The sequence below is a fragment of the Bacillus sp. NEAU-Y102 genome (genome assembly GCF_054788175.1).
The window spans coordinates 45,723-70,889 of the sequence record NZ_JBTWFK010000001.1 but is presented as its reverse complement, the minus strand read 5'-3'; the positions used below and the strand labels follow the sequence as shown (position 1 = coordinate 70,889).

At 33.4% G+C, this 25,167-nt stretch carries 24 protein-coding genes and 1 pseudogene; 17 read left to right on the top strand and 8 right to left on the bottom strand.

All coding sequences use genetic code 11. The features are described 5' to 3' along the window. Positions 1–39: 39 nt before the first annotated feature. Positions 40–609, bottom strand: a complete 570-nt coding sequence (locus ACYFX0_RS00325; protein WP_106082039.1) for a DUF3841 domain-containing protein — start codon at positions 607–609, stop codon at positions 40–42. Positions 610–919: 310 nt separating this feature from the next. On the opposite strand from ACYFX0_RS00325, the gene ACYFX0_RS00320 reads away from it, so the two are divergent. From ACYFX0_RS00320 to ACYFX0_RS00300, 5 genes are all read left to right on the top strand, one after another. Next, on the top strand, positions 920–1,345 hold the full coding sequence (locus ACYFX0_RS00320) for a MarR family winged helix-turn-helix transcriptional regulator (RefSeq protein WP_001061041.1): 426 nt from the start codon (positions 920–922) through the stop codon (positions 1,343–1,345). Between the two features lie 5 nt (positions 1,346–1,350). Then, positions 1,351–2,172, top strand: coding sequence for an SDR family oxidoreductase (locus ACYFX0_RS00315; protein WP_106082038.1), 822 nt, complete (start codon positions 1,351–1,353; stop codon positions 2,170–2,172). Between the two features lie 72 nt (positions 2,173–2,244). Further along, positions 2,245–3,675, top strand: coding sequence for a cryptochrome/photolyase family protein (locus ACYFX0_RS00310; protein ID WP_460269633.1), 1,431 nt, complete (start codon positions 2,245–2,247; stop codon positions 3,673–3,675). A gap of 111 nt (positions 3,676–3,786) precedes the next feature. Further along, positions 3,787–4,242 (top strand): TspO/MBR family protein, encoded by a 456-nt coding sequence (locus ACYFX0_RS00305; RefSeq protein WP_000749748.1) that lies wholly within the window; start codon positions 3,787–3,789, stop codon positions 4,240–4,242. A 103-nt stretch (positions 4,243–4,345) separates the two neighbouring features. Beyond that, positions 4,346–5,056, top strand: a complete 711-nt coding sequence (locus ACYFX0_RS00300) for an alpha/beta hydrolase (RefSeq protein ID WP_016077501.1) — start codon at positions 4,346–4,348, stop codon at positions 5,054–5,056. Positions 5,057–5,143: 87 nt separating this feature from the next. Here the strand turns inward: ACYFX0_RS00300 and ACYFX0_RS00295 are convergent, their stop codons facing one another. Continuing rightward, a complete protein-coding gene (locus tag ACYFX0_RS00295; protein WP_000714889.1) occupies positions 5,144–5,509 on the bottom strand; it encodes a YxeA family protein in 366 nt (121 codons plus the stop codon). A gap of 575 nt (positions 5,510–6,084) precedes the next feature. On the opposite strand from ACYFX0_RS00295, the gene ACYFX0_RS00290 reads away from it, so the two are divergent. After that, positions 6,085–7,623: an alpha/beta hydrolase gene (locus ACYFX0_RS00290; RefSeq protein ID WP_460269629.1), complete on the top strand. Its 1,539-nt coding sequence runs from the start codon at positions 6,085–6,087 to the stop codon at positions 7,621–7,623. A gap of 112 nt (positions 7,624–7,735) precedes the next feature. Here the strand turns inward: ACYFX0_RS00290 and ACYFX0_RS00285 are convergent, their stop codons facing one another. Next, positions 7,736–7,891 (bottom strand): acyl dehydratase, encoded by a 156-nt coding sequence (locus ACYFX0_RS00285; RefSeq protein ID WP_074789697.1) that lies wholly within the window; start codon positions 7,889–7,891, stop codon positions 7,736–7,738. 119 nt (positions 7,892–8,010) lie between these two features. On the opposite strand from ACYFX0_RS00285, the gene ACYFX0_RS00280 reads away from it, so the two are divergent. From ACYFX0_RS00280 to ACYFX0_RS00255, 6 genes are all read left to right on the top strand, one after another. Beyond that, positions 8,011–8,397 (top strand): YflT domain-containing protein, encoded by a 387-nt coding sequence (locus tag ACYFX0_RS00280; protein ID WP_000549431.1) that lies wholly within the window; start codon positions 8,011–8,013, stop codon positions 8,395–8,397. A gap of 74 nt (positions 8,398–8,471) precedes the next feature. Next, positions 8,472–8,873 (top strand): peptidase U61, encoded by a 402-nt coding sequence (locus tag ACYFX0_RS00275; protein ID WP_106082036.1) that lies wholly within the window; start codon positions 8,472–8,474, stop codon positions 8,871–8,873. Between the two features lie 35 nt (positions 8,874–8,908). After that, positions 8,909–9,934 (top strand): ParM/StbA family protein, encoded by a 1,026-nt coding sequence (locus ACYFX0_RS00270; RefSeq protein WP_000839447.1) that lies wholly within the window; start codon positions 8,909–8,911, stop codon positions 9,932–9,934. A 305-nt stretch (positions 9,935–10,239) separates the two neighbouring features. Beyond that, positions 10,240–11,190, top strand: coding sequence for a magnesium transporter CorA family protein (locus ACYFX0_RS00265; protein WP_000388934.1), 951 nt, complete (start codon positions 10,240–10,242; stop codon positions 11,188–11,190). A gap of 458 nt (positions 11,191–11,648) precedes the next feature. Further along, entirely contained in the window at positions 11,649–12,092 is a 444-nt protein-coding gene (locus tag ACYFX0_RS00260; protein WP_000111431.1) for a MarR family winged helix-turn-helix transcriptional regulator, read from the top strand. Positions 12,093–12,311: 219 nt separating this feature from the next. Beyond that, entirely contained in the window at positions 12,312–13,190 is an 879-nt protein-coding gene (locus tag ACYFX0_RS00255; protein ID WP_000423185.1) for a LysR family transcriptional regulator, read from the top strand. 304 nt (positions 13,191–13,494) lie between these two features. Here the strand turns inward: ACYFX0_RS00255 and ACYFX0_RS00250 are convergent, their stop codons facing one another. The 4 genes from ACYFX0_RS00250 to ycaC form a co-directional block, all read right to left on the bottom strand. Further along, on the bottom strand, positions 13,495–15,330 hold the full coding sequence (locus ACYFX0_RS00250) for an amidohydrolase (protein ID WP_247727444.1): 1,836 nt from the start codon (positions 15,328–15,330) through the stop codon (positions 13,495–13,497). A 13-nt stretch (positions 15,331–15,343) separates the two neighbouring features. Continuing rightward, positions 15,344–15,937 carry an antibiotic biosynthesis monooxygenase gene (locus tag ACYFX0_RS00245; protein ID WP_000763041.1) on the bottom strand — a complete coding sequence of 198 codons (594 nt, stop codon included), beginning with the start codon at positions 15,935–15,937 and terminating at the stop codon, positions 15,344–15,346. Then, complete coding sequence (locus tag ACYFX0_RS00240; RefSeq protein WP_000067162.1) at positions 15,934–16,578, bottom strand: hydrolase; 645 nt, start codon at positions 16,576–16,578, stop codon at positions 15,934–15,936. The genes ACYFX0_RS00245 and ACYFX0_RS00240 overlap by 4 nt, the downstream gene beginning before the upstream one ends. A 153-nt stretch (positions 16,579–16,731) precedes the next feature. After that, a complete protein-coding gene (gene ycaC, locus ACYFX0_RS00235) occupies positions 16,732–17,376 on the bottom strand; it encodes an isochorismate family cysteine hydrolase YcaC (RefSeq protein WP_460269623.1) in 645 nt (214 codons plus the stop codon). A 491-nt stretch (positions 17,377–17,867) separates the two neighbouring features. Here ycaC and ACYFX0_RS00230 point away from each other — a divergent pair, with 491 nt between their 5' ends. From ACYFX0_RS00230 to ACYFX0_RS00210, 5 genes and pseudogenes are all read left to right on the top strand, one after another. After that, positions 17,868–18,704 (top strand): alpha/beta fold hydrolase, encoded by an 837-nt coding sequence (locus ACYFX0_RS00230; RefSeq protein ID WP_247727443.1) that lies wholly within the window; start codon positions 17,868–17,870, stop codon positions 18,702–18,704. A 403-nt stretch (positions 18,705–19,107) separates the two neighbouring features. Then, the gene (locus tag ACYFX0_RS00225; RefSeq protein ID WP_460269621.1) at positions 19,108–20,697 is read left to right on the top strand and encodes a bifunctional metallophosphatase/5'-nucleotidase; all 1,590 of its coding nucleotides are present in this window, start codon (positions 19,108–19,110) and stop codon (positions 20,695–20,697) included. A gap of 100 nt (positions 20,698–20,797) precedes the next feature. Beyond that, positions 20,798–21,075, top strand: a pseudogene (locus tag ACYFX0_RS00220) (erythromycin esterase family protein); the annotation flags it as partial. Between the two features lie 429 nt (positions 21,076–21,504). Next, positions 21,505–22,728, top strand: a complete 1,224-nt coding sequence (locus ACYFX0_RS00215; RefSeq protein WP_133963744.1) for a serine hydrolase domain-containing protein — start codon at positions 21,505–21,507, stop codon at positions 22,726–22,728. 340 nt (positions 22,729–23,068) lie between these two features. After that, positions 23,069–23,329, top strand: a complete 261-nt coding sequence (locus ACYFX0_RS00210) for a hypothetical protein (RefSeq protein ID WP_000578627.1) — start codon at positions 23,069–23,071, stop codon at positions 23,327–23,329. Between the two features lie 261 nt (positions 23,330–23,590). Here ACYFX0_RS00210 and ACYFX0_RS00205 read toward each other — a convergent pair whose 3' ends face one another. Beyond that, complete coding sequence (locus ACYFX0_RS00205; protein WP_247727442.1) at positions 23,591–24,742, bottom strand: anion transporter; 1,152 nt, start codon at positions 24,740–24,742, stop codon at positions 23,591–23,593. Positions 24,743–25,167: the final 425 nt, after the last annotated feature.

Genomic DNA, 25,167 nt, shown 5'->3' with positions numbered 1-25,167 from the left:
ATGTTTATGAATGCTTAAATAAAGCATTCATAAACAATATTATTTGTTAAATCCATTTATCTTACTAAGTTCTGTTATTTGTATAATCCATTCTTTTTTTAGGTAGGGTAGAGTTGCTTGGATATGATGATATTCCCATTCTTCCTCAATGGTAGGGTAAAGATTAAATAAGTATTTTTCTTCATCATTTGTTACACTTGCTTTAGGATTGCCAGTAAGTTTAAAATAAATGTCGCACCATCCGCTATAGTTTGTTAACATAAATAAAAAATTAGGACATGTGAATTCGATGAGGTATATTTCTTTCTCTAATTGAATATCTGATAGTAATTCCCTTGCAGTCTCAAGAGTAGGCTTCTTTTGGTAACCATTGCATGAATGCCATGCCCAAATGGGGAAATCTATAGTAAAGTCAATACCTTTCTGTTTCATGTGTCTTACAATGTATTTATATGCTGTGCAATCTTCTTTACTAACAAAAATAGGGTCGGCTATAAGCTTACCTGTATTCAAAAGTATATTTATAGCATTTTTGTTTTGAAAAGTCCATAGAATTGTTGAATCCATAGATGTATTTAAGTTTGACTGTTTATCAAATTGTTTTTTCATCTTTCGCTCCATTTTCTTTTTTATTTTGCAGAATTAAGAATAAATATGACTAATCGGACAATAAAAAATACCTATGCTAGATACAATTGTAAATGCTTATTTAAAGTAACAGCAAGGAATAACCTTTGTATATAGAGTGTACAATACATGCAAAACAGGATTAAAGAAGATTTTAAATATAATATGAAATAGTACAAAATAAGAATTTGATATATCTTTTATATATAAACTATTAATTGAAGTTTGTAATTAAACATTATAGTTAGTATACTAACTATATAATTAGTATACTAACTATATTGGAGGTTATATGAATAATTTAGGCTATTTATTACACAAGGTAAGTATAATGACGAAAACAGAATTATCAAATCAATTAAAAGAATATAAAATAACAGCTCAGCAATGGTCTGTGTTAAAGGATATATCTCTTTATCCAAATGGAACCACCCCGGCTATGATTGCTGAAAGGCTCTTAGCAGACCGTCCAACAGTAACCGGAATTATACAAAGATTATTGCAAAAAGAATGGATTCTTATAAAACATAATCCTAAAGATAAACGGTCACATTTAATATTTTTAACAGATGAAACTAAGACATTAATACAGGAGATAGAAAATGTAAGCGATGAAGTTATAAAAAATGCTACAGCTAGTATTCCAAAAGAGGAAGTAGAAAATACAGTTCGAGTTTTGCAAAGTATGATTCAAAATTTACAAAAAAATAAAGGGTGATTAAAATGATTTTAGTAACAGGTGCTACAGGGAATGTAGGAAAAGAGGTTGTAAAATGTCTAATAAAAAGAAATGCTACTTTCAAAGTCACAACGCGCAGTAGAGAAACTGAAGGAGTGTATTTTGATTTTGAAAACCCTCCATCTGTAAAGGCGGCTTTAACAGGTGTTACTAAAGTCTTTCTAATAAGACCACCACATCTAGCTGATGCAAAAAAGTATTTCCAGCCTGTTGTAGATGCCGCAAAAGAAATAGGTATAAAACACATTGTATTTTTATCTTTATTAGGTGTAGAAAAAAATCCGATAGTACCTCATGCTAAAATTGAAGCTATGATAAAGGCTTCTGGGATCCCTTACACATTCCTAAGACCGAGTTTTTTTATGCAAAATTTATTATCACAACATGGTGATGAATTAAGAAATGAAAAAATAATTGAAGTACCTGCTGGTAAAGGGAAAACAAGTTTTATAGATGTACGGGATATTGGAGAAGTTGCAGCTAAGATATTAACCGAAGAGGGACATGAATTTAAAGCTTATTCTTTAACGGGAAATGAGGCATTAACATATTATGAAGTTGCTGCTATTATTTCAAAAATAATAAATAAAGATATTACTTATACAAATCCAAGTATATTTAAATTTAGAAAAAGAATGATTCAAAAGGGACTTAACAGTGACTTTATTTGGGTTATGATTGGAATATATACAACTGCAAAATTAGGGTTAGCTAAAAAAGTCGCATCAGATTTATCGAATTTACTAGATAGAAGTCCAATAACTATGGAAACGTTTGTTTACGATTACAAAGAATTATTAATATAATAATGCAAAAGTAAAAAAGAGGATTATTCACATAAAGAATCTATTATGTTTTAAGAGTAAGAGGGGATAGCCATGCAAAACAAAATTATCGTTATGTTTCAAAAAGATTTTCGTTTATATGATAACCCAGCTCTATTTGAGGCTGTTCAGTCCGGGGAGGTTCTTCCGGTATATGTACAAGATGAAACTTTTTCAATAAGAAGTGCGGCAAAGTGGTGGTTACACCATGCTGTAATAGATGTAAAGAAGCAACTTGAGGCATTGGGCTCTACTTTAATAATTCGTAAAGGACGTACGGAGGAAGAAATACTTTCTCTCATAGAACAATTAGATATAACGGCTGTATATTGGAATATTTGCTATGATCCGGACAGGTTACAATCTAATCAAAAAATGAAAATGATGTTAGAAGATAAAGGTATTATTTGTAAGGAATTTAATTCGCATTTATTATTAGAACTGTGGATTATAAAAAAGAAGGATAACACTGAATATAAGGTGTTTACGCCTTTTTACAATGCATTTCAAAAGCAGGTAATACCTAAACCTACTAGCAAAGTGCAGAGTATAAAATGGGGAAGCTCTTTACCAGCAAGCTTATCTGTTTCAGAATTACACTTGCTGCCAACTATACCGTGGACATCTCATATTGAATCAATATGGGAGCCTACAGAGGAAGGGGCATACAAAACATTCAAGAAATTTTTCTCTAGCAAATTAGCCTCTTATAGTGAAGGAAGAGATTTTCCAAATCAAAATGCTCATTCGATGTTGGCGCCATATCTTTCATTTGGCCAAATATCAGTGAAGTTAATGTATCATTACTTAATAAATAAAAGTACCGAAAGACAATGTAGTCTTTTTGAAAAACAAGTGAATAGTTTTATACGCCAATTAATTTGGCGAGAGTTTTCTTATTATTTGCTATATCACTATCCGTTTACAGTATATAAACCTCTTAATAAAAACTTTGAACATTTTCCGTGGAATAAGGAAGAGGAGTTATTAAGAGTATGGCAAAAAGGTGAAACTGGTTATCCGTTTATTGACGCGGGAATGCGGGAGCTTTGGCAAACAGGTTTTATGCATAATCGGACAAGAATGGCTGTAGCCTCTTTTCTTGTAAAGCATTTGTTAATTCCGTGGCAAGAAGGAGCAAAATGGTTTATGGATACACTACTAGATGCTGATATTGCAAATAATACAATGGGATGGCAATGGGTTGCTGGAAGTGGAGCAGATGCATCACCGTACTTTCGTATTTTTAATCCTATCACACAAGGAGAAAAGTTTGATAAAAATGGAGAGTATATAAGAAAATGGGTACCAGAATTAAGAGATATACCGAATAAGTATATACATAAACCTTGGGAAGCACCTGAGCATATTTTACAAAAGGCCAATATAAAGCTTGGTAATACATATCCTTTGCCAGTCGTTGATCATAAGGCAGCAAGAGAGAGAGCACTGTGTGCATATAAAAGTATGAAAGAGTTCGTATAAAATAGATTAAACGATATGTATTTGAAATTTAAATATTAGAAATTTATCCATTACAAGGGCATACTAATCATATAAAGTTTCTATAATCTTCTAGTAAAAAGGAGAATGTTTATGAAAAAATCTAGTATTATAGTATTTTTACTAACATATGGTTTGTTTTATGTTTCTAGTGTTTTATTCCCTATTGATCGTACTTGGTATGATGCGTTAGAAAAGCCGTCTTGGACACCTCCTGGTATGACAATCGGAATGATATGGGCTGTATTATTTGGACTTATTGCATTATCAGTTGCAATTATTTACAACAACTATGGATTCAAGCCAAAAACATTTTGGTTTGTATTCCTTTTAAATTATATGTGCAATCAAGCGTTCAGCTACTTTCAATTCAGTCAAAAAAATTTGTTTTTAGCAACAGTAGACTGTTTACTAGTCGCTATTACTACGTTACTTCTCATTATGTTTTCTTCCAATTTATCTAAAGTATCGACATGGTTGCTAATTCCATATTTTTTATGGTCTGCATTTGCTACATATTTATCTTGGACAATTTATAGTATAAATTAAAGACGTAAATGAAAACTTGAGCACAATAAAAATGCTCGAGTTTTTATGTTTATTAATGATAATCTAAAGTATAGAATATATACATCTTAGGGAGGTCATACATATGAAGAAATGGATGAAAATTGTTCTGTACTCTTTACTTGGTATTTTACTTATAGGGAGTATTACTTTTTTTACTTGGTCCCAGTTTACTTACAAACCAACGAAAGAGGCTTTGTCGTTAGTGAATGATAAAAAAGATGAAGATAATATAGTTTTTGGACAGAAAGATGCTAAAATAGGGGTTATTTTTTATCAAGGTGCTAAAGTAGAAGCTGAAGCTTATAGTTACTTAGGAGAAGCTCTTGCAAAAGATGGGCATTTTGTAGTAATGCCTAAGTTACCATTAAACTTAGCAATACTTGGAATCAATGCGGTAGATAGTGTAATTGAACAGTACCCTGAAGTTCAAAAATGGTACGTTGCTGGACATTCAATGGGCGGAGCTATGATTTCTAAGTATGCCTTTCAGAATGAAGACAAGGTAGATGGGATCATTTTCTTAGGCTCTTATCCTGCAGATGATTTCTCTACAAAATCGATTCCAATGTTATCTATTTATGGAGAAGTAGATGCTTTAGCAACTGTAGAAAAAATAGAGAACAATAAAAAGTTAATGTCAAAGAATACAACTATGCACATGATAAAAGGCGGAAACCATGCTCATTTTGGCATGTATGGTGAGCAAAAAGGTGATAATGCAAGCTTAATTACGTCAAAAGCACAACGGGATGAAACAGTTAAAGTAATTGAAGAATGGTTGTTAAAACAATGATAACGAACTTAATAAATCGATCGAAAGAATTCTCCAAACGGTAGATGGGAGTGATAATAAAGAGCCAACTCGTACGAATTGGCTCTTTTATTTCTTTGCTATCTCCAATTGTCCCCTTATTTTCTCTGGAATGTCCTTTTCAGAAATAATATCGTAGGAATAGACATACTTACCTTTCACATGAATTTTTAAGTAAATTTTTCTTGTAAAATCATTAGGCGTGTTCGTTCCAACTTTATATTCTTTTTCATTGCTTAATTCATCAACACCTTTTAGTGAGTACATAGCTCTTCCTTTATGATGATAATCTGGAACACCATATCCTTTCGCAACGGCATATACATTCTTTTCTTCAGCAATCGGATTAAATCTGTCTAAATCTCCGCGTAATATGAAAGGTAGTAAGTATATAGGGAGGCCTATTCCTAGTATGCAAATTACAAATTTTTTCATGATCGTTTCTCCTCTTGTTCATTTACATGATTCAGTATAGAAAAAAATTCTTATAAATATAGAGGGAAATTCCTTAAGGTTTTCTTAATAAAGTTTAACCGTGTGAAAAAAGACTAACTTGAGCAGTAAGCTTACGGAATGAATAGCCAAATAACCTGTTTTCTTTATTTTTTGAGGATAGGTTATTAGGTTTTATATTGGTATGAGTGAATTAAGAAATAAGTGAGATTTAGGAAATAGAATAAATTTATTTTACAGTAATAAGAGAATTAACTAAATAAATGAGAGTGAGAACAATTAAAGAAAGCATCTAGTCGGGTGCTTTTTTCTTTTGAAACAGAGAATCTCATGGGTCATTTACATGTAAATTAGTGCTGTGCTTCTAAGTCCTTGGAAAATCCAACAATAAAAAAAGAGGGGGAGGGCATTTTTTATTGAAGTTTGTTAATGATAGATTTTTAATTAGTTAGGGGGGATCGTAAAATAGATTATTAATCTCTTTGATAATTTTTATTTTCCTTATAGTTGGCATACTGTATTAGAAATTTTAAATTTTGAAAGGAGAATCAATAAGTATGGGTAAGAAAAGAAGAACAAGTAATAAGTTATTACTTGTTAGTGCGATTTTTTCAATAACAATTTCCTCAGTCTCATATGCGGAGGAAGTAATTTTACCTGAAAATTTTACGAGTTCTTCAAGTTTGTATGAGGGACGGAATACGGAAGTATTGAAAACAAGCTTATATCCTGATACATATAATTATCCGTTTAACCATCAATTTATTTCGAAATTAAAGGAAGCAAACACAACTATAAAAAAAGTAGACAATAGTGATGATGAAAATCCTATTCTATCTACTACCCTTTCATTTATTCGCCATATGAATAGTGAAGATTATAAATCTGCATTTGATTTAACCTCAAGGTCATTACAGAAAATAATATCCGAAGAATGGCTGAAGAGCTATTGGGAGGGACTCCCAGTACAATTACAAGCAGGTTCTTTTATAGAAATTGGAGAGGTTACACAAAAAGAGACAAATCCTGTTCATACAAATGTGGAGATTCAATTAGTTTTTGAAAAAATGACTGTACCTTTACTAATTAAACTAGATCCATCTGGAAAAATAGACGATTTTCAACTAAGCATGTCGTTTAGTCCTGTTGCAGAACGTCCATCATATAGTAAGCCTGAATCATTTGTTGATAAAGAAGTAGTAGTTGGAAGTGGTGCATTTCCATTACCAGGAACATTGTCGGTTCCAAAAGGAAAGGGTCCTTTTCCAGCGGTTATTCTTGTTCAAGGATCAGGAGCAACCGATCAGGATGAAACAGCGTTTGCTTTAAAACCATTTCGCGATTTAGCTGAAGGTCTTGCATCGAAGGGAATTGCTGTTCTTCGCTATAATAAAAGAACTTATGAACATGGGTTGAAAACACAATTTAGTCCCTTTTATACAGTTGATAAAGAGACAACAGATGATGCTCTTTTTGTAACTCAATTTCTTAAAAATGAGCCTCTAATAAATAAGAATCAAATATATATTCTTGGTCATAGTCAAGGTGGAATGATGCTTCCGAAAATGATTGAAAAAGACCAAAATAATAATATTGCTGGGGCAATTGTAATGGGTGGGCCAGCTCGTACGATCCAAGACGTTGTTTTAGATCAATTTGAGTACCTTTTTTCTATTGGAGCAATGAATCTAGATGAATATAAATTCTACAAAGCACAATTTGAATTATTAAATGATCCAAATTTCTCTAGTCAGAATCCCCCAAAAGATTTTTACTTAGGATCAGCAATATTTTGGGATTCTATCCGAAAAATTAAAGCAGCCGAAATGTCAAAAGAACAAAAGACACCGCTTCTTATTATTCAAGGGGAAAGAGACTATCAAGTTCAATCAAAAATCGAAATTCCTCTTTGGAAAGAACAATTAAAAGAACGAGATAACGTCGATTATCGACTATATCCGAAGTTAAATCATTTCTTTACAGAAGGTGATGGAGAAATAAGTAAACCGGATGAATATTATAGTCCTGCTAATATCCCTGAGTATGTTATAAATGACATTGCTGCTTGGGTGCAAGGAAGATCGCAATTAAATTAGCAACTATATGTTTTAATAAAGACTTTCTTTCTGTAATCAAACTAGAAACATTATTAGGTTATATGTTTTTTAGCACTCTTTTAAAAAGAGTGCTTTTTTATTTTCCTAGGATTTAATTAACGAAAAAAATATCTTGTACTCCTTTTGTAACTTTTTCTAAATAGAAATTTTCTATAAAACAATGGGCTTGCCTTCCAAACAAATCGTTATTTGTAGCACTTTTATCAAAGCAAACTTCTCGTGACATCGCTGTGATATTCAAAAACATTTATAACTTATTTTATGAAATTTTTTGAAAATTTAGGTTTAACATCTTTAAAATAGGTGTATTACATATTACATAACAACTAAATAAAAAAATAAAAAATCTAAAGGAGGAAAAATACAATGCACAAGAATGAAAGAAAACCGGTGGTTCATGAATATGAAAATGAACAGGAAGTAGTTATGAAAGTAAAAGAGCTAGAATTGCAAGGGATTCACCAAGATGACATGTATGTCTTAACACATGAAAAACATCTAACAAAAAAGATTGCGGATGATACAAACACAAATACGATTGGAGTAAAAGAACAAGGATTGGGAACAAGTATTATCAACTTTTTCTCCAAAAAAGGGGACGAACTTCGAAATCAAATGGAAGAAATGGGATTGTCGAAGGAGGAAGCTAACTTATATGAAGAAAAACTAGATCAAGGGAGGATTTTACTCCTAGTAACAGCTGAAACACCAATGGCGAGTGATAGGAAGTCGCAAACCTATCATTCTCTCTAATAGATTGCAATAGGTAAGGTAATTATTTTAAGTTGTAGCATTGAAGAAAATAAAAGTAGAGAAGGGTGAGAAAAATGAAACATACTATATTTAAATATGCTGTGATTGGGATTACGACCGGAGTCATCGTCTCCCTATTAAAAAAAGAAAATCGGAAAGCTATACAAACAAAAGGAAAAAGCGTAAAAGAAAAACTACAAGAAGGAAACATAAAGGAAACATTGGAGAAGGTAACTGAGACAAGTAAACAATTCTCTGCAACTGCAGCTAATGTTGCAAAACAAACATTACCACAATTGCTTACAGCCACACCAGTTGTCATTTCTACCATTAAAGACTTAACAGAAAACGAAAGTAACAAAAAGAAAAAAGATGAAAAGGATTACGAAATAAATGAAAATAGTAGGAACCTAGACGGAGAAAAAACGAAAAATGAAAAGGAATATGTGAAAGAAGGGAAAGAAGAGAGTGCCTAGATTTAATTCTTAAAAGAGAAAGTGAGGAAAAAAGTATGAAATCTCTGTATGCAATTGATGTAGGAATTGGCTTTACCAAGCGGGCATATCGACAGGATGTAGATTCTGAGATGACGATTAAGAGTGAAGCTTCCACACTAGCCCCTGTACCTAATCATACTGACAGTGAAGATTTAACAAAGGTGAGTTTTATAGACTTAGACTTTGCATACTACATGGGAAATGAAGCACATCAATCTGACGCTTCATTGCTTCCTCCATTTAATGAAGAAATAGAAAATTATTATGAAAGCGAACGTTTTAAACAACAAATATTTGGTTGCATTGCAAAGGATTATAAAGAAAATGTCGTGTTACCTTTAGTTGTTACCGGGCTTCCAGTCACTTGTTTTGGTAGTCAGCACGAGCAATTACAACATGCACTAAAAAAAGAAACTTCCGTGCAAATTGATGGGAAATTTATTAATATTACGGTGGAAAATGCTTTGATTCTTCAGCAACCAGTCGCTTTACATGCCTATTTCTTAAAAGAGGGAATTATTCAGGAACAAGATCGCATCTTAATTATTGATGGTGGATTTCGTACATTAGAAATGGCAGATATGAAACAGAATCTCATTTTAAATCATTATGAGACGGAACTAGGATGTAGCAAGCCTTTGAAAAATATTAAGAATATCCTGCAGAATCATGCGGGTGAAAGTAATCAATTGCATATTAACGACATGCCAAAAGTATTAGAAAAAGGATATGAATGTCGAGAAGAAAATCATGAGACAAGTCAGGTTCATACTTTGATTCAAAAAGAGTTGGATGCACACTTCCAAGACGTCATACGTGTATTACAAGAACAATTTACGTTAGAACAGTATGATACTATCATTTGGACAGGAGGAATAGTAGATCTCCACAAAAAACGAATTGAAAAAATGCAAAGTGAAATTTCTTCTTTCCGTATGGTAGACGCTTCGAAAGAGGCTGCACTTCATGGATACTACATTATTGGGAGTCAAGTATTTGACGACATCACCAATCAATCTGCATATGAATCCAAATTATAATAACGACTGAAATGGAGTTCATTGAATAGACGTGCCAAATTATGTAGCTTCTTTTCCACATATAATAAATTCTTTATAAGAAAAGATAAAAAGTGCTTGTATAGAGGAAATGTTTAAAATTGAAAATAAAAATAACTAATATATAGGGGGTCTTCCTTTTAAAAGAATAAGACCTCCTATGTCATTTATTTTGTAATTTAGATGATCTAAAAACTTTTCCTTCAAGACATGAATACCTACATACAAATTTCGTATTACGGATATGATTCGATCAAACATAAAACTATTTAGAAAGGAAGAATAATATGGAATGCATAAAAATGACGAAATGGAGTTGGTATCATGTGAAAACTAGTGAGCTTGAAAAACTTTCTTCTATAATCCCTCGTGATGTAACATCTTATTTCTCTCAATTTGTAAAGAAAATAAGTTCTCCTTGTGAAAATGGATTATATGTTTATACGTTATCACCAAGTCAAACTTGTGTATATGGTTCGTTTTTATATGATCAAGATAAAAAGGACGCCAAAATTCAAAAATTTCTTCATTATTTCGTAGCTCATGGAATACTGATAACAGTTCAGGAAAAAGAGGAAGAGGATTTCCAAAAATTAATACATAATTTCCCTATGGGTATAAAAAATTGTAATAGTTCCGCTGAAGGAGTATGTGCTATCTTATCAATATTTATATCTCACTATTTACGAAAGGTTGACTATTTTGAAAACAATTTCAGAAATGTATTATGGGATTTTTATCATCATAATAACATAGCAGTTTTAGAAAGAATTTATCATATTCGTCATGAATTATTTATGAACACACATGTGTTTCGCTTAATACAGGAAGTGTTACAAGGCTTGGAGGAAGCTTGGTTAGAAAACTTAACAAACACCCTTTGTTATAAACAAACACACGTAAAATTAGAGCGTGGATTACAACTTGTTAAAGAGTACCAAGAAGAATTAGACACGATGATTCATTTACAAGAAGTTGTTTCTTCTCATCGTGGGAATGAAATTATGAAAGCTCTTACTGTATTAACTGCTGTGAGTACGCCTTTGACAGCTTTAGGAGCATTATGGGGGATGAATTTTAAATACATGCCTGAACTAGAATGGAAATATAGCTATTTAATCGCTCTCTTATTTATTATTTTCACAACGGTAGGTATGTATATGTATATGCGATTCAAAGGGTGGACAGGTGATTTATTACGAGTAAAGAAAAAGAAATCTTTTTTTAAATCTAATTAGTCCTGTTTATAAAAAATATGATAGATATATAGTTAATAATATTTATTAATTGGGGTAGTGCCATATCCCTATCAAGTTAAAGTTTTGATGTCCCCGCAATGATAAAAATTGTGAATATTTATATGAAAGATTAGAGCTCTCCTTCTTGTAGGAGGGCTCTAATCTTTGTTTAAAAACTATAGCATATACATGGGCAGACTCAATATGTGAACTTTGTCCGGATTCAATTTAGAATATAAAAAAGGAGAACTTGCGTTAGAATACAAGCTCTCTTTAAAAGAAATAACGTAATTGAGATACTTATATATTAACAATTTTTTTCTTCTAATTCCATATTTCTTATGTTGAGAAATAAATGATAAGGGGCATAATAAAACTAAAATGAATTATTGACATAATATTTCGACGATAATATAATAAATCTCGAATTCAAGATAACTTGTAAAGGATTGGTAATTATGAGTGTGATTAATGATGAGAGCTTATCTTTAAAGTTATTTGTTACATTATCAAGGGCAGCACAGGCAATTACTAAGCGTATTGAAGAGGATATAAAAAGTTATGGACTTAATCCAACTGAATTTGCAGTGCTTGAGCTACTATATAGTAAAGGCGATCAGCCTATACAAAAAATTGGAGGGAAAATATTACTTGCAAGTAGTAGTATCACGTATGTAGTGGATAAGTTGGAAAAGAAGAGGTTCTTAATACGAAAACCATGTCCAAAAGACCGCCGTGTCACGTATGCGTCAATTACTTCAGATGGTATTCAGTTAATGGATAGTATTTTTCCTCAGCATAAAGAGGCGATTCGGCATATATTTGGTGGTTTGGACTATATTGAGAAAAAAATGATAATCGAAAAGTTGAAAAAATTAGGGTATTATGCACTCGAACTATAAATTTTTAGAAATATATCTCGAATTAGTAATGTCCTAATTAAATCTAATTTAAATAAATAGGAGGAAAAATTAATAAATGGTAGTAAATTTATTATAATACAAAATGAATAAACCATGTAATTTCAATTGGTATAGCATGAAATAAAGTTGTTATGTTAACGTATACATATCGTCCTTTAAATTATAAATCTTTCATAAAGCGGAGAGTGGGTATCAAGAATGGAATTACGTCATTTAGAGTATTTTATTCAAGTTTGTAATAATAATAGTTTCACTAAAGCTGCGGAAGTTCTAGGTATTTCACAGCCGACTTTAAGTCAACAAATCCGTGTTTTAGAAGGGGAACTTGATACACCCTTGTTTCATCGAGTTGGAAGAGGTATCAAAATGACAGAAGCGGGTAAGCTGCTATTTGATAAAGGAAAATTTATCATGCAACAATTTGATGACGTGTATAATGAAATTTTTGAATTAAAGGGTGTAAAAAGAGGTGTGATTACTATAGGAGGTTTATTAGAGGATCTCACTTATTTAACACCTTATATTATGAAGTTTCAACAACATTATCCCAACATTGTAGTAAAGATTATAGAATCCGAAGTTGCTGTAAATCAAATCGTTGACAAAAATATTGATTTCGGGATTACACGTAGTGCTCAAATTCCAGACATATTAACAAGCACCCTTTTGTATAGTGAAGAGCTCGTCCTTGTAATTCCAAAAAATCATCCTTTGAATGAAAAATCATTTGTTTCTTTTCGAGAATTAGTAGGGCTGAGTAGAATAATGGTTTCATGTAGTTGTCGTGAATCTATTAAGATATATTGTGAGAGTTTAGGGTTATCTTTATCTGAAGCAAATATAGAAACAAAATCTTCTATTTCTCTATTGAGCCTTGTATACAATGGACATGGGGTTGCCATAATACCTCTTTCACTGGTTAACTTTGTTAATAATGATACTTTGAGCATAGTTCGTATTACTGATCCAACACCAAGCCAAGATATTAATCTTATTCACTTTGATGATAAATTTTTAAGTTTTGCAGCACGTATCTTTATGCAGAAGTTAAATGATTCGCAAAAAGTATCAGTGTAATAGAAATAATAATGATTCTAGTGTAACAATTGAAAAATTAAGATCTATATTAAAGTCAAAGGGCAGTGGATTTATATGTGTGGTGTAGTCGATCAAGAGGGGGATACCATTGACTTTTAATTAAGGAAAAAAGGACAGACTTTGCAAGGAGAGAAGGCTATCAAAAACAAGTTAAGTTAATCAATCAATTCTTCGGTCTTATCGCATAGTAACACATTCCATGTAGGGATATACAATGCTATTTCGAATCTACATACCCTTATTGCAGAAAGAAAACCACCGGCATTATACCGGTGGTTTTGACTTAGAAAGCAAAGCAAGTACAACCGATACCCCATGTAGTTCCATCTTTTCCTATTACGGTATGAGTGTGTTGATGGAGAGGGTTACTGCAACTATGTAACTTGTTATCATGGGAATCGTGGGAAAGTATAGTGTTGGCTAGGTTAGCACCACCATAACCATAAACGCCCGTCGGTGACCAATCAGGTGATGCTGGCGGCAATTCAGGTGATAAATTTTTAAATTCATCATTTCCATAAACAAACTGCCCACCCATAATGGTGAGTAATGATTCAAGGTTTTTGATTTCTTCTTCTGGCACAGTAAAGTAGTCAGCAGACAATACAGCAAGATCAGCAAACTGACCTACTGCCAGGGTTCCCTTTTTACCTTCATCATCAGAGAACCACGCACTTCCTTTTGAATATAATTCCAGGGCTACTTTTCTATCAAGTTTATTTTTTTCATCGTATATGGAAAGCCCACCAATGGTTTTTCCGGCAACCATCCAGTAAAGGGCAACCCAAGGGTTATAGCTGGAAACCCTAGTTGCATCACTACCGGCGCCAACAGGTATACCAAGGTCTAACATACGATAAATCGGAGGAGTACGCTTTGCAGCTTCCTTTCCGTATAAATCAACAAAGTATTCACCTTGAAAAGCCATGCGGTCTTGGATGGCAATACCGCCATTTAAAGCCTTAACACGTTCCATACTACGATCTGAGATTGTTTCTGCATGGTCAAACCACCATCGTAGACCATTAAAAGGAATTTCACTGTTAACTTCCTCAAATACATTTAAGAAACGTGTGATTGACTCATCATAAGTTGCATGTAAACGGAAGGGCCAACGGTTTTCCACCAATAGAGAAATTACTTTCTTTAAGTCAGCTTCCATCATCGTAGCTAGTTCAGGCCGTGGCATTTGAAATTTTTCAAAATCGGCTGCTGAGAATACTAACATCTCTCCGGCACCATTCATTTTATACTTATCACTTCCTTGACCTGGAGAAACAATTTTTGCCCATGAAGCAAAGTCTTCATATTCATGATTTGGATTTTGCGTAAATAGATTATAAGCAATGCGCAAAGTTAATTGTTCCTTCTCGGCTAAATGTTCAACAACTTTGTAATCATCCGGATAATTTTGGAATCCACCACCTGCGTCAATAGCACTTGTAATACCTAATCTATTTAATTCGCGCATAAAATGGCGAGTTGAGTTAATCTGGTCGTCAAAATTAAGTACTGGTGCTTTACCCAAACTTGAATAAAGAATAGAAGCGTTAGGATTCGCAATTAAAAGGCCTGTTGGATTACCTCGTTTATCCCGCTCAATTAAGCAGCCTGGAGGGTCTGGTGTATCTTTCGTATATCCCAGTGCATGCAGCCCTGCACGATTTACAAGTGCTCTATCGTAAAGATGTAGCACAAAGACAGGAGTGTGTTCAGAAACGGCATTAATTTCTTCCAAAGTTGGCAACCGTCTCTCTTTAAATTGAAATTCAGACCAACCTCCAACTACTCTTACCCACTGAGGAGCAGGTGTACGCCTTGCCTGTTCTTTGAGCATTTCTAGAGCAATAAAAAGTGATGGCACGCCTTCCCAACGTAATTCCATATTATAATGTAGACCACCACGAATAACGTGTATATGAGAGTCATTCAGGCCTGGAATAGCTCTCTTTCTTTTAAGGTCTATTTTCTTTGTTTTTTCCGTGGCACTATTAAGAAGCTCATCTCCACCTACTGCAGTGACTAAACCATCAGTTATGGCGATAGCAGATACCTCAGGTTGAGAAGGGTCAAGGGTAGTAATTTTTCCGTTATATAAGATCATATCCGGTAAAGTCATGTTCACACCTCGTCTACTTTCTATTATTTTGTAACCATGGATGAAATAATTTACCGAAAATCGGCATGACTACCCATGATAGCAAGGACACTATACATACAGAAACAAAAAAAGCTGACATAATAGGATTCATATGTTTTATAATAGGTCCTATCAATTTAGGAACTAACATGCTAAGAGGCCATACACCCAAAAGGGTAACGATAGACATTTTCCATTTTGGCGGTGGAACTGGCGTTTTCGGAGTAACAAACCAATAAGCCAAACTGCTTTCAGTTTTGTAAGTTGGATTAGTGGCTTGAAATTGCTCGGCCGTTTTTAACAAATCCCGGCGAACATCTGATTCTTGCCAAGCACGTAGATGCTCATACGTATCAAAGCGAAAAATAACAGTATACTCTCTGGATTCGTTACTTGGGACTATTAGATTTACACCTAAATGTCCTGGGAATTTAGTAGCCGCAGCCTCAATTTCATGTCTCCATGTTTCAAACTGTTTTTCTTTACCCTGTTGAATTTCCCATGTAACAATCGTTGTTACTGGATTAGCAGCATCCATTGTGTTCTCTGTATGAGTCTCTTCGACAGCTACTCCTTCTAGTTTCATATTTTTCTGCTTGGAAGCGCGCCGTGAACCATAGTATATGCGTATTCTACACCTTGACCATAAGCGCCAGTGTGTTCTTTTACAATCTCCATTACAGCATCATAAGTGTCTTTGTGTGCCCAATCACGTTGGTATTCAAGTAAAACTTGAATTGCTGTCACTGGAATTGCACCAGCTTGTTCTACACGACGCATAGCAGCGTTATGTGCTGTCAAACTAGTACCACCTGAAGCATCATCAACTGCATACACCTCATAGCCAGCTTTAATTGCTTCAAGCACAGGGAATGCAAGGCAAACTTCAGTCCAAAGTGCTGCAAATATTAATTTCTTTCTACCTGTTGCTTTAACTGCTTCAACAAATTTTGGATCTTCCCAAGAATTCATTGAACTGCGTTCTATAATTTCATGGTTTGGGAATATGTCAAGAATTTGCGGCCAAAAATAACCAGAAAAGCTGCGTGTTTCAACTGTAGTAAGAATAGTAGGTACGTTAAAAGTTTTTGCTGATTTAGCAAGCAGCATAACGTTATTAATCAATGTTTGTCTATCAATACTTGCAACTCCAAAAGTCATTTGAGGCTGAAAATCAATCAAAATTAAGGCACTGTTCTCCGGATTTAACAATTCTAAATTACTCATAATAAAACGCTCCTTTTTTAATTGTTTAAAATCAATATTATTGAAAATAATGTTTTTTCTGTTAATTAAAAAGAGAGTGCTGATTTAATCAGCACTAAATGTATACTATCCATTTTTTAAAAAGTGATTTAAAGCTATTTCCTTGAAATACATTTATGCATTTTGTTTACTAAGATCTCGCTGTGCGCTCATATAGCTTCCAATTATATTTTGATAGCCTGGAAGATTGCTAGCAAGCAAATTGCCAAAACCTTCGACATCGTTGCGCCAATCGCGTTGTAATTCGCAAGCTACGCTAAACCAGTTCATAAGTTGCACACCACTATGTGCCATACGAGTATTTGCAGCATCTGCAACTTGCTTATTGAAAGTACCTGAAGCATCAGTAACAGCAAATACTTCATATCCAGCTTTTATAGCGGAAAGTGCAGGGAAAGCAACACAAACGTCCGTAACTACGCCGGCGATGATAATTTGCTTTTTTCCAGTTTCTTCGATTGCTTTTACAAAATCATCATTATCCCATGCGTTAATTTGTCCAGGTCGAGCTATTTTTGGTGCATGAGGAAAGAGATCAACCAATTCTTGCATTAAAGGTCCGTTAGGTCCGTTTTCAAAACTTGTTGTTAAAATAACTGGTAAATCAAAAAACTTAGCAGTATGAGCAAGAGCTAAAACATTGTTCTTGAATTCATCAACACCATAGTCACGTACTAGTCCGGACATAAGACCAGTTTGATGATCTACTAAAAGCACGACAGCATCATCTTTGTTAATACGAGAATAGAGATCAGTCATTATGTATTCCTCCTAAAAATTAAGTAATCGAAGAAAGTTTAAATAGTCGAATACTATCATAAGTTTCTTCGTTTATAACTAAGCTGACCAATAATATTGGTTATAGCAGCATTCACAGAACATGAAGTGCTATACAAATTTATAGTATTTGAAAACTGATTCATTAATCAATTCTAAATTATCTATAATTTGTATAGGTCGTAACTATAGTTGTTTTCACTATAAAATAGATTGGTTTTACCTATACATCCTATAGATAGAACAATATTGATAGTCACCTATTTTTGTTATTACAATTGAATATGAGTAATGTTCAGTAATTATTTTATGATGAAAAAGGTATTAGAGGGGGGATTGTTCCAAACGGAGAAAAAATGCATTGGAACAATAGAGTTTCATACTTAGAGTTCACAACATAAACGTGCATGAATAGCTTATGAGATTCATCCGGATTATTGAAGAAAAGGATATATATTAAAGGAGGTAGGAGAATGGCAAAAATTACTGTAGGAACCGAAAATCAAGCACCAATTGAGATATATTATGAGGATCATGGTATAGGAAAACCAGTTGTACTCATTCATGGTTGGCCGTTAAGTGGTCGATCTTGGGAATATCAAGTTCCCGCTCTTGTTGAGGCTGGATACAGAGTTATAACATATGATCGTCGAGGCTTTGGAAAATCATCTCAGCCGTGGGAAGGGTATGAATATGATACCTTGACTTCTGATTTACATCAACTATTAGAACAGTTAGAGCTTCAAAATGTCACACTTGTTGGTTTTTCTATGGGTGGAGGCGAGGTAGCCCGGTATATTGGGAAATATGGAACCCATAGAATAGAGAAGGCTGTATTTGCCGGAGCTGTACCACCATTCCTTTACAAGTCAGCAGATCATCCTGAGGGTGTATTAGATGATGTAGCAATTCAAGGATTTGAAAATGGAGTGAAAAGTGATCGCATAGCATTCCTTGATGAGTTTACGAAAGGTTTTTTTGCTGCTGGAGATCGAACTGACTTAGTTAGTGAACCATTTCGACTTTACAATAGGGATATCGCTGCGGGTGCATCACCTAAAGGAACATTAGATTGTATCGCTGCTTTCAGCAAAACAGACTTCAGAAGCGATTTAGCCAAGATTAATATACCTACCCTTGTCATTCATGGTGATTCAGATGCAACTGTACCATATGAATATAGTGGGAAATTAACACATGAAGCAATTCCTAATTCTAAAGTAGCATTAATAAAGGGTGGTCCACATGGGCTCAATGCAACGCATGCTAAAGAATTTAATGAAGCACTCCTATCATTTTTAAAGGACTGATTACAACTATATAATTGTTAATTGAGACATTATAAATAAGTTAAAATAAAGCTTTATAAAAGATGCTCTTGGATAAATCCAGGAGCATCTTTTTAAATATTGATATTGAGATGTTAGGTTAATAAATCGCCATTAGTTTTGGATTGAATATTCTTCTTAACAGCTAAAATGTATTGATTAGAGTTTTTTAGATTTCTTAGAAGTATTGTTATATTACTATCAAGATAATATTTCTTCCTCAAAACAAAGAAATATACATTTTTTTGAGGAAAAAATATCTTGTCAGAAAACAATAAAATCTTATTAATTTTTATAATTGGTAGAATTTTTATGGAAATAATTCTCTTAATATATTAAAATAACATCGTATTATGTCAGATTTTAATTAGGGGAGAGAAATTTTATGTTGAAAAAAATCATTCCAGTTGCTTTAGCATTAAGTACAGTTACTTTTACTAGTGTATTTGCTGCGCCTTCAATCCAAGCAAGTACAGAACAAAACCGCTACATAGATGTACAAATGCTCGGTATTAACGATTTTCATGGGCAACTAGACACAGTAAAAAAAATTAACAATAAAGATGCAGGGGGAATTGAGTACTTAGGGGCTTATTTACGCGATCGTGAAAAACAAAATCCAAATACATTAAAGGTACATGCCGGCGATGTTGTTGGAGCAAGTACTCCTGTTTCAGCATTATTACAAGACGAACCTACAATTGAATTTCTAAATGATTTGAAATTCGATGTTGGAACTATAGGGAATCATGAATTTGATGAAGGTGTTGCGGAAATGAACCGCCTTATTTATGGTGGGTACCATGAGAAAACAGGGAATTTTAAAGGAGCAAAATTCCCATATGTTGCTGCGAATTTCTATAATAAATCCACCGGGCGTCTATTTTTACCACCATTCACTATAAAAAAGGTACAAGGAGTGCCTGTTGGCTTTATCGGAGTCGTAACAACGGATGTTCCTAACCTTGTTATGCCTACTATGCTAAAGAATGTAGAAATTACAGATGAAGTTGAAGCTATTAACAAATCCGTAAAGCAATTAAAAAAACTAGGCGTTAAATCTATCGTTGTTCTTGCACATAACGGAGGTACAACAGATGGGAACGGCGTAACAAATGGTGATATTGTCCAATTAGCAAATGAGACTGATCCAGAAGTCGATGTTATTTTTGGTGGCCATAGCCACACTTATGTAAATGGAACTGTTAATAATAAACTTGTCGTACAAGCAAATTCATATGGTATGGCTTTTGCTGATGTTGATGTAAAGATTGATCGTAAGACACAAGATATTGTTGAGAAAAAAGCAGAAATTGTTACAACTTACCATGAAGGCATGGAGCCTGATAAAAAAATAAAGAAGAAGATGGAGAAATATCAAGCAAAAATCGCACCTCTTGTTAATGAAGTTGTAGGTAAGTCTATTGCTCCACTAGATCGTAAACTCAATACGGCTGGTGAATCTACTCTCGGAAATTTAGTTGCTGATGCCCAGCGTGCAACAATGCAATCCAAAATTGCACTTATGAATCCTGGTGGTATTCGTAATGACTTAGATGCTGGTGATATTACATGGGGAGAGATATATGGTATTCAACCATTCGGAAATCAATTAATAAAAGTAAATTTAACAGGTCAAGACATTCGTGATATTTTAAATCAACAATGGCAAAAAGATATAACAAGAATGCTTCAAATTTCAGGTATCCAATACACTTGGGATGCGAACAAGCCTAATGGAGAAAAAGTAACAAGTATTCGCTTAACAAATGGAGAAGAAATTATTCCTTCTAAAACTTACAGCGTCGTTGCTAACGCATTTCTAGCTTCAGGTGGAGATGGATTTGTATCTTTTAAAAACGGTAAAGATGCTGAAACAGGACCAACTGATTTTGAAGCATTAGTAGATTATATAAAAAAATCAAAAGAACCAATTCAGTCTATTATTGATGGAAGAATTCAAAAAATAAATTAGGTTTTTATTAATCTCAAAAAAAAATAGATTACCTATACTTTTTATTGTACAGGTAATCTATTTTTTGTGGGTTTGAAATAAAGTCTTACTGTGGCCAATTAATAGTGACGGTGAATTTGGCCCCTATGGAACATTAAAATTGGATGATCCAAACAGTTATAACTACATTTTTGGACAGGTCAAAAAAGATCAATTTTTTATTGATTTACGTAAGGCGAACGGCGTGACAAAAACTTGGTTACACGAACAACATCCAATTTTCGCTGGAATAACTACCGAAGGGCCTGATATACCAAAAACTGTTGATATATCATTAGGTAAGCGTTTGATATACTTGTTCAAATTCAAAAAGTGAGTCCATCTCAAGTACATCAATAAATTTAGAATAATATGCCTTAATGACAAATTTCATAGTGTTTCATATAACACAATGAAATTTGTTTTATATAGCAAGAAGAATAATCGCATTAGAAAAAATTAGCAGTTTAACCTGTTAAGAGTAAAACGAATCTTCAATATGTAAAGCGCAAAAACACTGAAGCGAAAAGCATCGGTGTTTTTTGCGCTTTCGGGCACAGATGCTACTTCAACCCTAGTGTACAAGTGATTTTGTATGTAAGGAATTTGTAAGGAATAGGTAAGAAAAAAGAGATTTTCATTGTGTAGGATAAAAATATAAGGAGTCGTGAAGGGGGGATAAGTACGGCCTATATATAACAATCAGTAACAAGAGTGTTTTGTGAAAATAATGAGTACAATGATTGCAAATGCATTGTTGCCTTTTCATCATTGGGAGAATGGATAGCTGTGTGGTTCGTATATGACACTGCTATCAACTATCTATACAATTTTAATAGAAGAGAGGAATTCTTTATGAAAACACGCAGTAAAATTACATGTGCAAGTCTAGCACTTTTAATAGCTGGAAGTTCCCTGTTATACATAACACCAACATCAATTGTAAAAGCAGAACCTACGAAAAATGTATCTAGTTCGTTACAAACAAGTACGAAAAGCGATCGTACTTCCGTTAAGAAAGCAATGCGAGATGAACTGCAACTTGGATACCCGGGAATACTCGCTCAAATTTCTAAGGGGGGTAAAACTTGGAGTTATAGTGCTGGGATAGCGGATTTGAGAACTAAGAAACCAATGAAAGCAGATTTTCGCTTTCGCATTGGCAGTGTGACGAAAACGTTCATTGCAACAGTTCTACTTCAATTATCTGGAGAGAACCGTTTGAATCTAGACGACTCAATTGAAAAATGGTTACCTGGTGTGATTCAAGGAAACGGATATGATGGTAACCAGATTACTATCCGGCAAATATTGAATCATACAAGTGGTATTGCTGACTATATAAATTCAAAAGACTTTGATATTACGGATATAAAAAAATCGTATACGGCTGAAGAATTTGTAAAGATGGGGATTTCACTTCCCCCAGACTTTGCCCCAGGAAAGGGTTGGTCTTATTCAAACACAGGATACGTATTACTGGGGATCCTTATTGAAAAAGTAACTGGCAACAGTTATGCCGAAGAGGTTGAAAATCGGATTATTGAACCGCTTGATTTGTCAAATACATTCCTACCTGGCAATTCAAGCGTGATTCCAGGGACTAAGCATGCCCGTGGCTATTTGCAACTAGACGGAGCGAGTGAGCTAAAAGACGTTACTTATATTAACCCAGGTAGCTCGGATGGAGATATGATTTCTACTGCTGACGACTTAAGCAAATTCTTCTCTTACTTACTAGGTGGCAAATTACTGAAGGAACAGCAGTTAAAACAAATGCTTACTACAGTTCCTACAAATAGAGAGGGAACCGGATATGGTCTTGGAATCCTTGAAATTAAGCTTCCGAACGGTGTCTCGGTATGGGGACACAGGGGGGCCGTTCCAGGGTTTTCCACTTTTGTTGGTGGAACACTTGGAGGTAAACATATACTCGCTATCAATTCGAACAGTTTAAACATTAATAACCCGGAATTTTTTAAAAACATTTTACTTGCTGAATTTAGCAAGTAGGAAAAACGGATAAATTTTGTCATTTGTAATTTCCATCGGAATGGATTACCGCTTGAAATGAGTACAGAGGGATTAAGTATCTAGAAACAATCAAGCCAATCATGAAGGATGGCTAAGTAAAAGGATTTGTTTATACATTGGCCAATTAAAAGAGCAACACATATAATGAGTGATTATGTATATAGTATTGCATTTGTGTTGGTATCGTCACGGATTGTAAATTTGTATAAGGTGCGAAGTCTAATTTAAGACTTCGCACTTTTGCTGTTTAACAGCTTTTATTACGAAGCTATTAACAATAGAAAAAGGAGAATGTAACTAGTTATGTGGATACTACTGTATGATTGGTGCAACAAATTGTGACTCTAACGTATTTGAAAGGTTTGATAAATTCACCGTTTATCGTCCTGACATTGATATTAAAAAGGCATTTAGTGGTACTGCAAGACATCTTGCTTTTGGATCAAGTATCTATAATTGTGTAGGAGCAGCATTTGCAAAATTAGAAATTGAAATAGATTCAACGATCAAAGATAATATTAGCGGAAAAAAATTGAGGGACATTAAAGATTTTGTGAAGAGGACTTCAAAAATGAAATAACATTGTAATAAGTTATATTTCTATTATTAATTGAAAGTTATTACCCTATAAATTCAGTCATTTATTATATAACTGAGTGCATAAAAAATGAACCGAACTCTATTAAATAACGTAAAAGCTAAAAGGTTTTCGCTTTGGGAACATCTCAAAATATTAAATTGATGGTAACTTTGTTGTAGCTCTTTAAACATACCTTTAGAAAAACCCAAATTTCTCAATTTAATGCTGAGAAATTTGGGTTTTTCTAAAGGAATCAATTTTTTAAAAAATTTTTAGAAATTTAAAGATAAAGTATTGTATACATGTAAGTATGATTAAAAATGAAAAGTTGTAAATGCTAAATTTAATTAAATATGCCTTACTCTCTTTAACATTGGCCTGAATGAATAGTTTATAGGAGATTACACTGGCTAAAGATGCGATAATTGTTCCAAGCCCTCCAATATTTACTCCTAGTAATAAAGCTTTCCAATCAGAAGTAAAGTTTGATAGAAGAATTGAAGTAGGAAAATTGCTAATCAATTGACTCAAAAATATGGAACTAAAGAAGACTGAAGTATCTCCTCTTAAATTAGCGCGAGCAAATGTCCCCAGTGCATCGGAATGGGAAATGTTTCCGATAAAAATAAAAAAACAGACAAAGGTTATTAGAAGAAAGTAATCGATCTTAAATAGTAAGTTTCTATCTAACGTAAATGCTGCTATCAGTGTGACTATTAGCGCGATGTAATAATTAATAAAACCAAAAATAGATGCAATGATAGTAATAAGTATCAAAATCCAGACGGTAGCTTTTTTTCGATTTTTCACGGTAATAACAGGTAGTTCTATTTTCAAATCTGTTTTTTGAAGTTTTTGAGTAAATATAAATAATAAACTAATTCCAAGTACAGCTAAAAGCAGAATTGAACCTAAAAATGGGATGAGCTTAATTCCATAGTAAGAATATAGGTATAAATTTTGTGGGTTTCCCATAGGCATCAAGCTACTACCGATGTTTGCTGCAATTGTCTGCAGGATGATTGTCTCCATCATGTTCATTTGTGTTTTTTTACTAATGACAAGTGTTATTGGTACAAAAGTGAGGAGAGCAACATCATTTGTTACAAACATGGAGCAAATAAAGCATAACAAAATTAGAATAATAGATATTGACCTGCTGTTATTGCATTTATTTAAAATCGCAACGGCAAGTTTGTCTAATATCTTTAGCTGTTCCAAGGCCTTAATGGCTACCATCAGATTAAATAAGCTAATTAACACTTCAAAGTTAATATATTCGATCTTTGGCGAATGTATTAAGCAGCTTACAATTGCTAGTATCAGTGAAATGGTAAGCACTAAATCCTTTTTTAAAAATTCGAATTTCATAAGGAGTCTTTTTTTATTTTGAACGAATACTATTTCTTTCACAATACACCACCTGTAATCTATGTTAGTAAATATACGTTTTTTGGGATAACTCGATATTGCTAGAAAAGAGGATGTCATAAGGTCCTAAATAAGAGTTTTGTAATGTTTCATCCCTTCAACAAAATCTTTTTTTCTTAGTGTCTTTCATGTTGTAAATATGTGCAATATAGACGAATCCAACTAGGGGGATTAATTGAGAAAACAAATGTTTTTTGTATGATAACATAAATAAATTAAATGTTTTATTTTTTTAATATTCTTATAATATTCCGTTGATTCTTGATTTCAAATACTTTATATGAACTTCTAAAAGAGAAAAAATATGCATGTTTTTATGAAGAAAATAGAGGCTTGTCAGAGGTTAGGTAGAACAGCATCCGCGACGTTTGGATACTGTATAAAATTCACAAAATCTCACTGTTTTT

Coding starts and splice junctions, on each gene's coding strand:
- ACYFX0_RS00250 (WP_247727444.1), bottom strand. CDS start 15,330: ATGACTTTACCGGATATGATCTTATATAACGGAAAAATTACTACCCTT.
- ACYFX0_RS00245 (WP_000763041.1), bottom strand. CDS start 15,937: ATGAAACTAGAAGGAGTAGCTGTCGAAGAGACTCATACAGAGAACACA.
- ACYFX0_RS00270 (WP_000839447.1), top strand. CDS start 8,909: ATGAAATCTCTGTATGCAATTGATGTAGGAATTGGCTTTACCAAGCGG.
- ACYFX0_RS00310 (WP_460269633.1), top strand. CDS start 2,245: ATGCAAAACAAAATTATCGTTATGTTTCAAAAAGATTTTCGTTTATAT.
- ACYFX0_RS00260 (WP_000111431.1), top strand. CDS start 11,649: ATGAGTGTGATTAATGATGAGAGCTTATCTTTAAAGTTATTTGTTACA.
- ACYFX0_RS00290 (WP_460269629.1), top strand. CDS start 6,085: ATGGGTAAGAAAAGAAGAACAAGTAATAAGTTATTACTTGTTAGTGCG.
- ACYFX0_RS00305 (WP_000749748.1), top strand. CDS start 3,787: ATGAAAAAATCTAGTATTATAGTATTTTTACTAACATATGGTTTGTTT.
- ACYFX0_RS00210 (WP_000578627.1), top strand. CDS start 23,069: ATGATTGGTGCAACAAATTGTGACTCTAACGTATTTGAAAGGTTTGAT.
- ACYFX0_RS00325 (WP_106082039.1), bottom strand. CDS start 609: ATGAAAAAACAATTTGATAAACAGTCAAACTTAAATACATCTATGGAT.
- ACYFX0_RS00295 (WP_000714889.1), bottom strand. CDS start 5,509: ATGAAAAAATTTGTAATTTGCATACTAGGAATAGGCCTCCCTATATAC.
- ACYFX0_RS00225 (WP_460269621.1), top strand. CDS start 19,108: ATGTTGAAAAAAATCATTCCAGTTGCTTTAGCATTAAGTACAGTTACT.
- ACYFX0_RS00230 (WP_247727443.1), top strand. CDS start 17,868: ATGGCAAAAATTACTGTAGGAACCGAAAATCAAGCACCAATTGAGATA.
- ACYFX0_RS00255 (WP_000423185.1), top strand. CDS start 12,312: ATGGAATTACGTCATTTAGAGTATTTTATTCAAGTTTGTAATAATAAT.
- ACYFX0_RS00285 (WP_074789697.1), bottom strand. CDS start 7,891: ATGTTTTTGAATATCACAGCGATGTCACGAGAAGTTTGCTTTGATAAA.
- ACYFX0_RS00315 (WP_106082038.1), top strand. CDS start 1,351: ATGATTTTAGTAACAGGTGCTACAGGGAATGTAGGAAAAGAGGTTGTA.
- ACYFX0_RS00280 (WP_000549431.1), top strand. CDS start 8,011: ATGCACAAGAATGAAAGAAAACCGGTGGTTCATGAATATGAAAATGAA.
- ycaC (WP_460269623.1), bottom strand. CDS start 17,376: ATGACTGATCTCTATTCTCGTATTAACAAAGATGATGCTGTCGTGCTT.
- ACYFX0_RS00300 (WP_016077501.1), top strand. CDS start 4,346: ATGAAGAAATGGATGAAAATTGTTCTGTACTCTTTACTTGGTATTTTA.
- ACYFX0_RS00240 (WP_000067162.1), bottom strand. CDS start 16,578: ATGAGTAATTTAGAATTGTTAAATCCGGAGAACAGTGCCTTAATTTTG.
- ACYFX0_RS00265 (WP_000388934.1), top strand. CDS start 10,240: ATGGAATGCATAAAAATGACGAAATGGAGTTGGTATCATGTGAAAACT.
- ACYFX0_RS00275 (WP_106082036.1), top strand. CDS start 8,472: ATGAAACATACTATATTTAAATATGCTGTGATTGGGATTACGACCGGA.
- ACYFX0_RS00320 (WP_001061041.1), top strand. CDS start 920: ATGAATAATTTAGGCTATTTATTACACAAGGTAAGTATAATGACGAAA.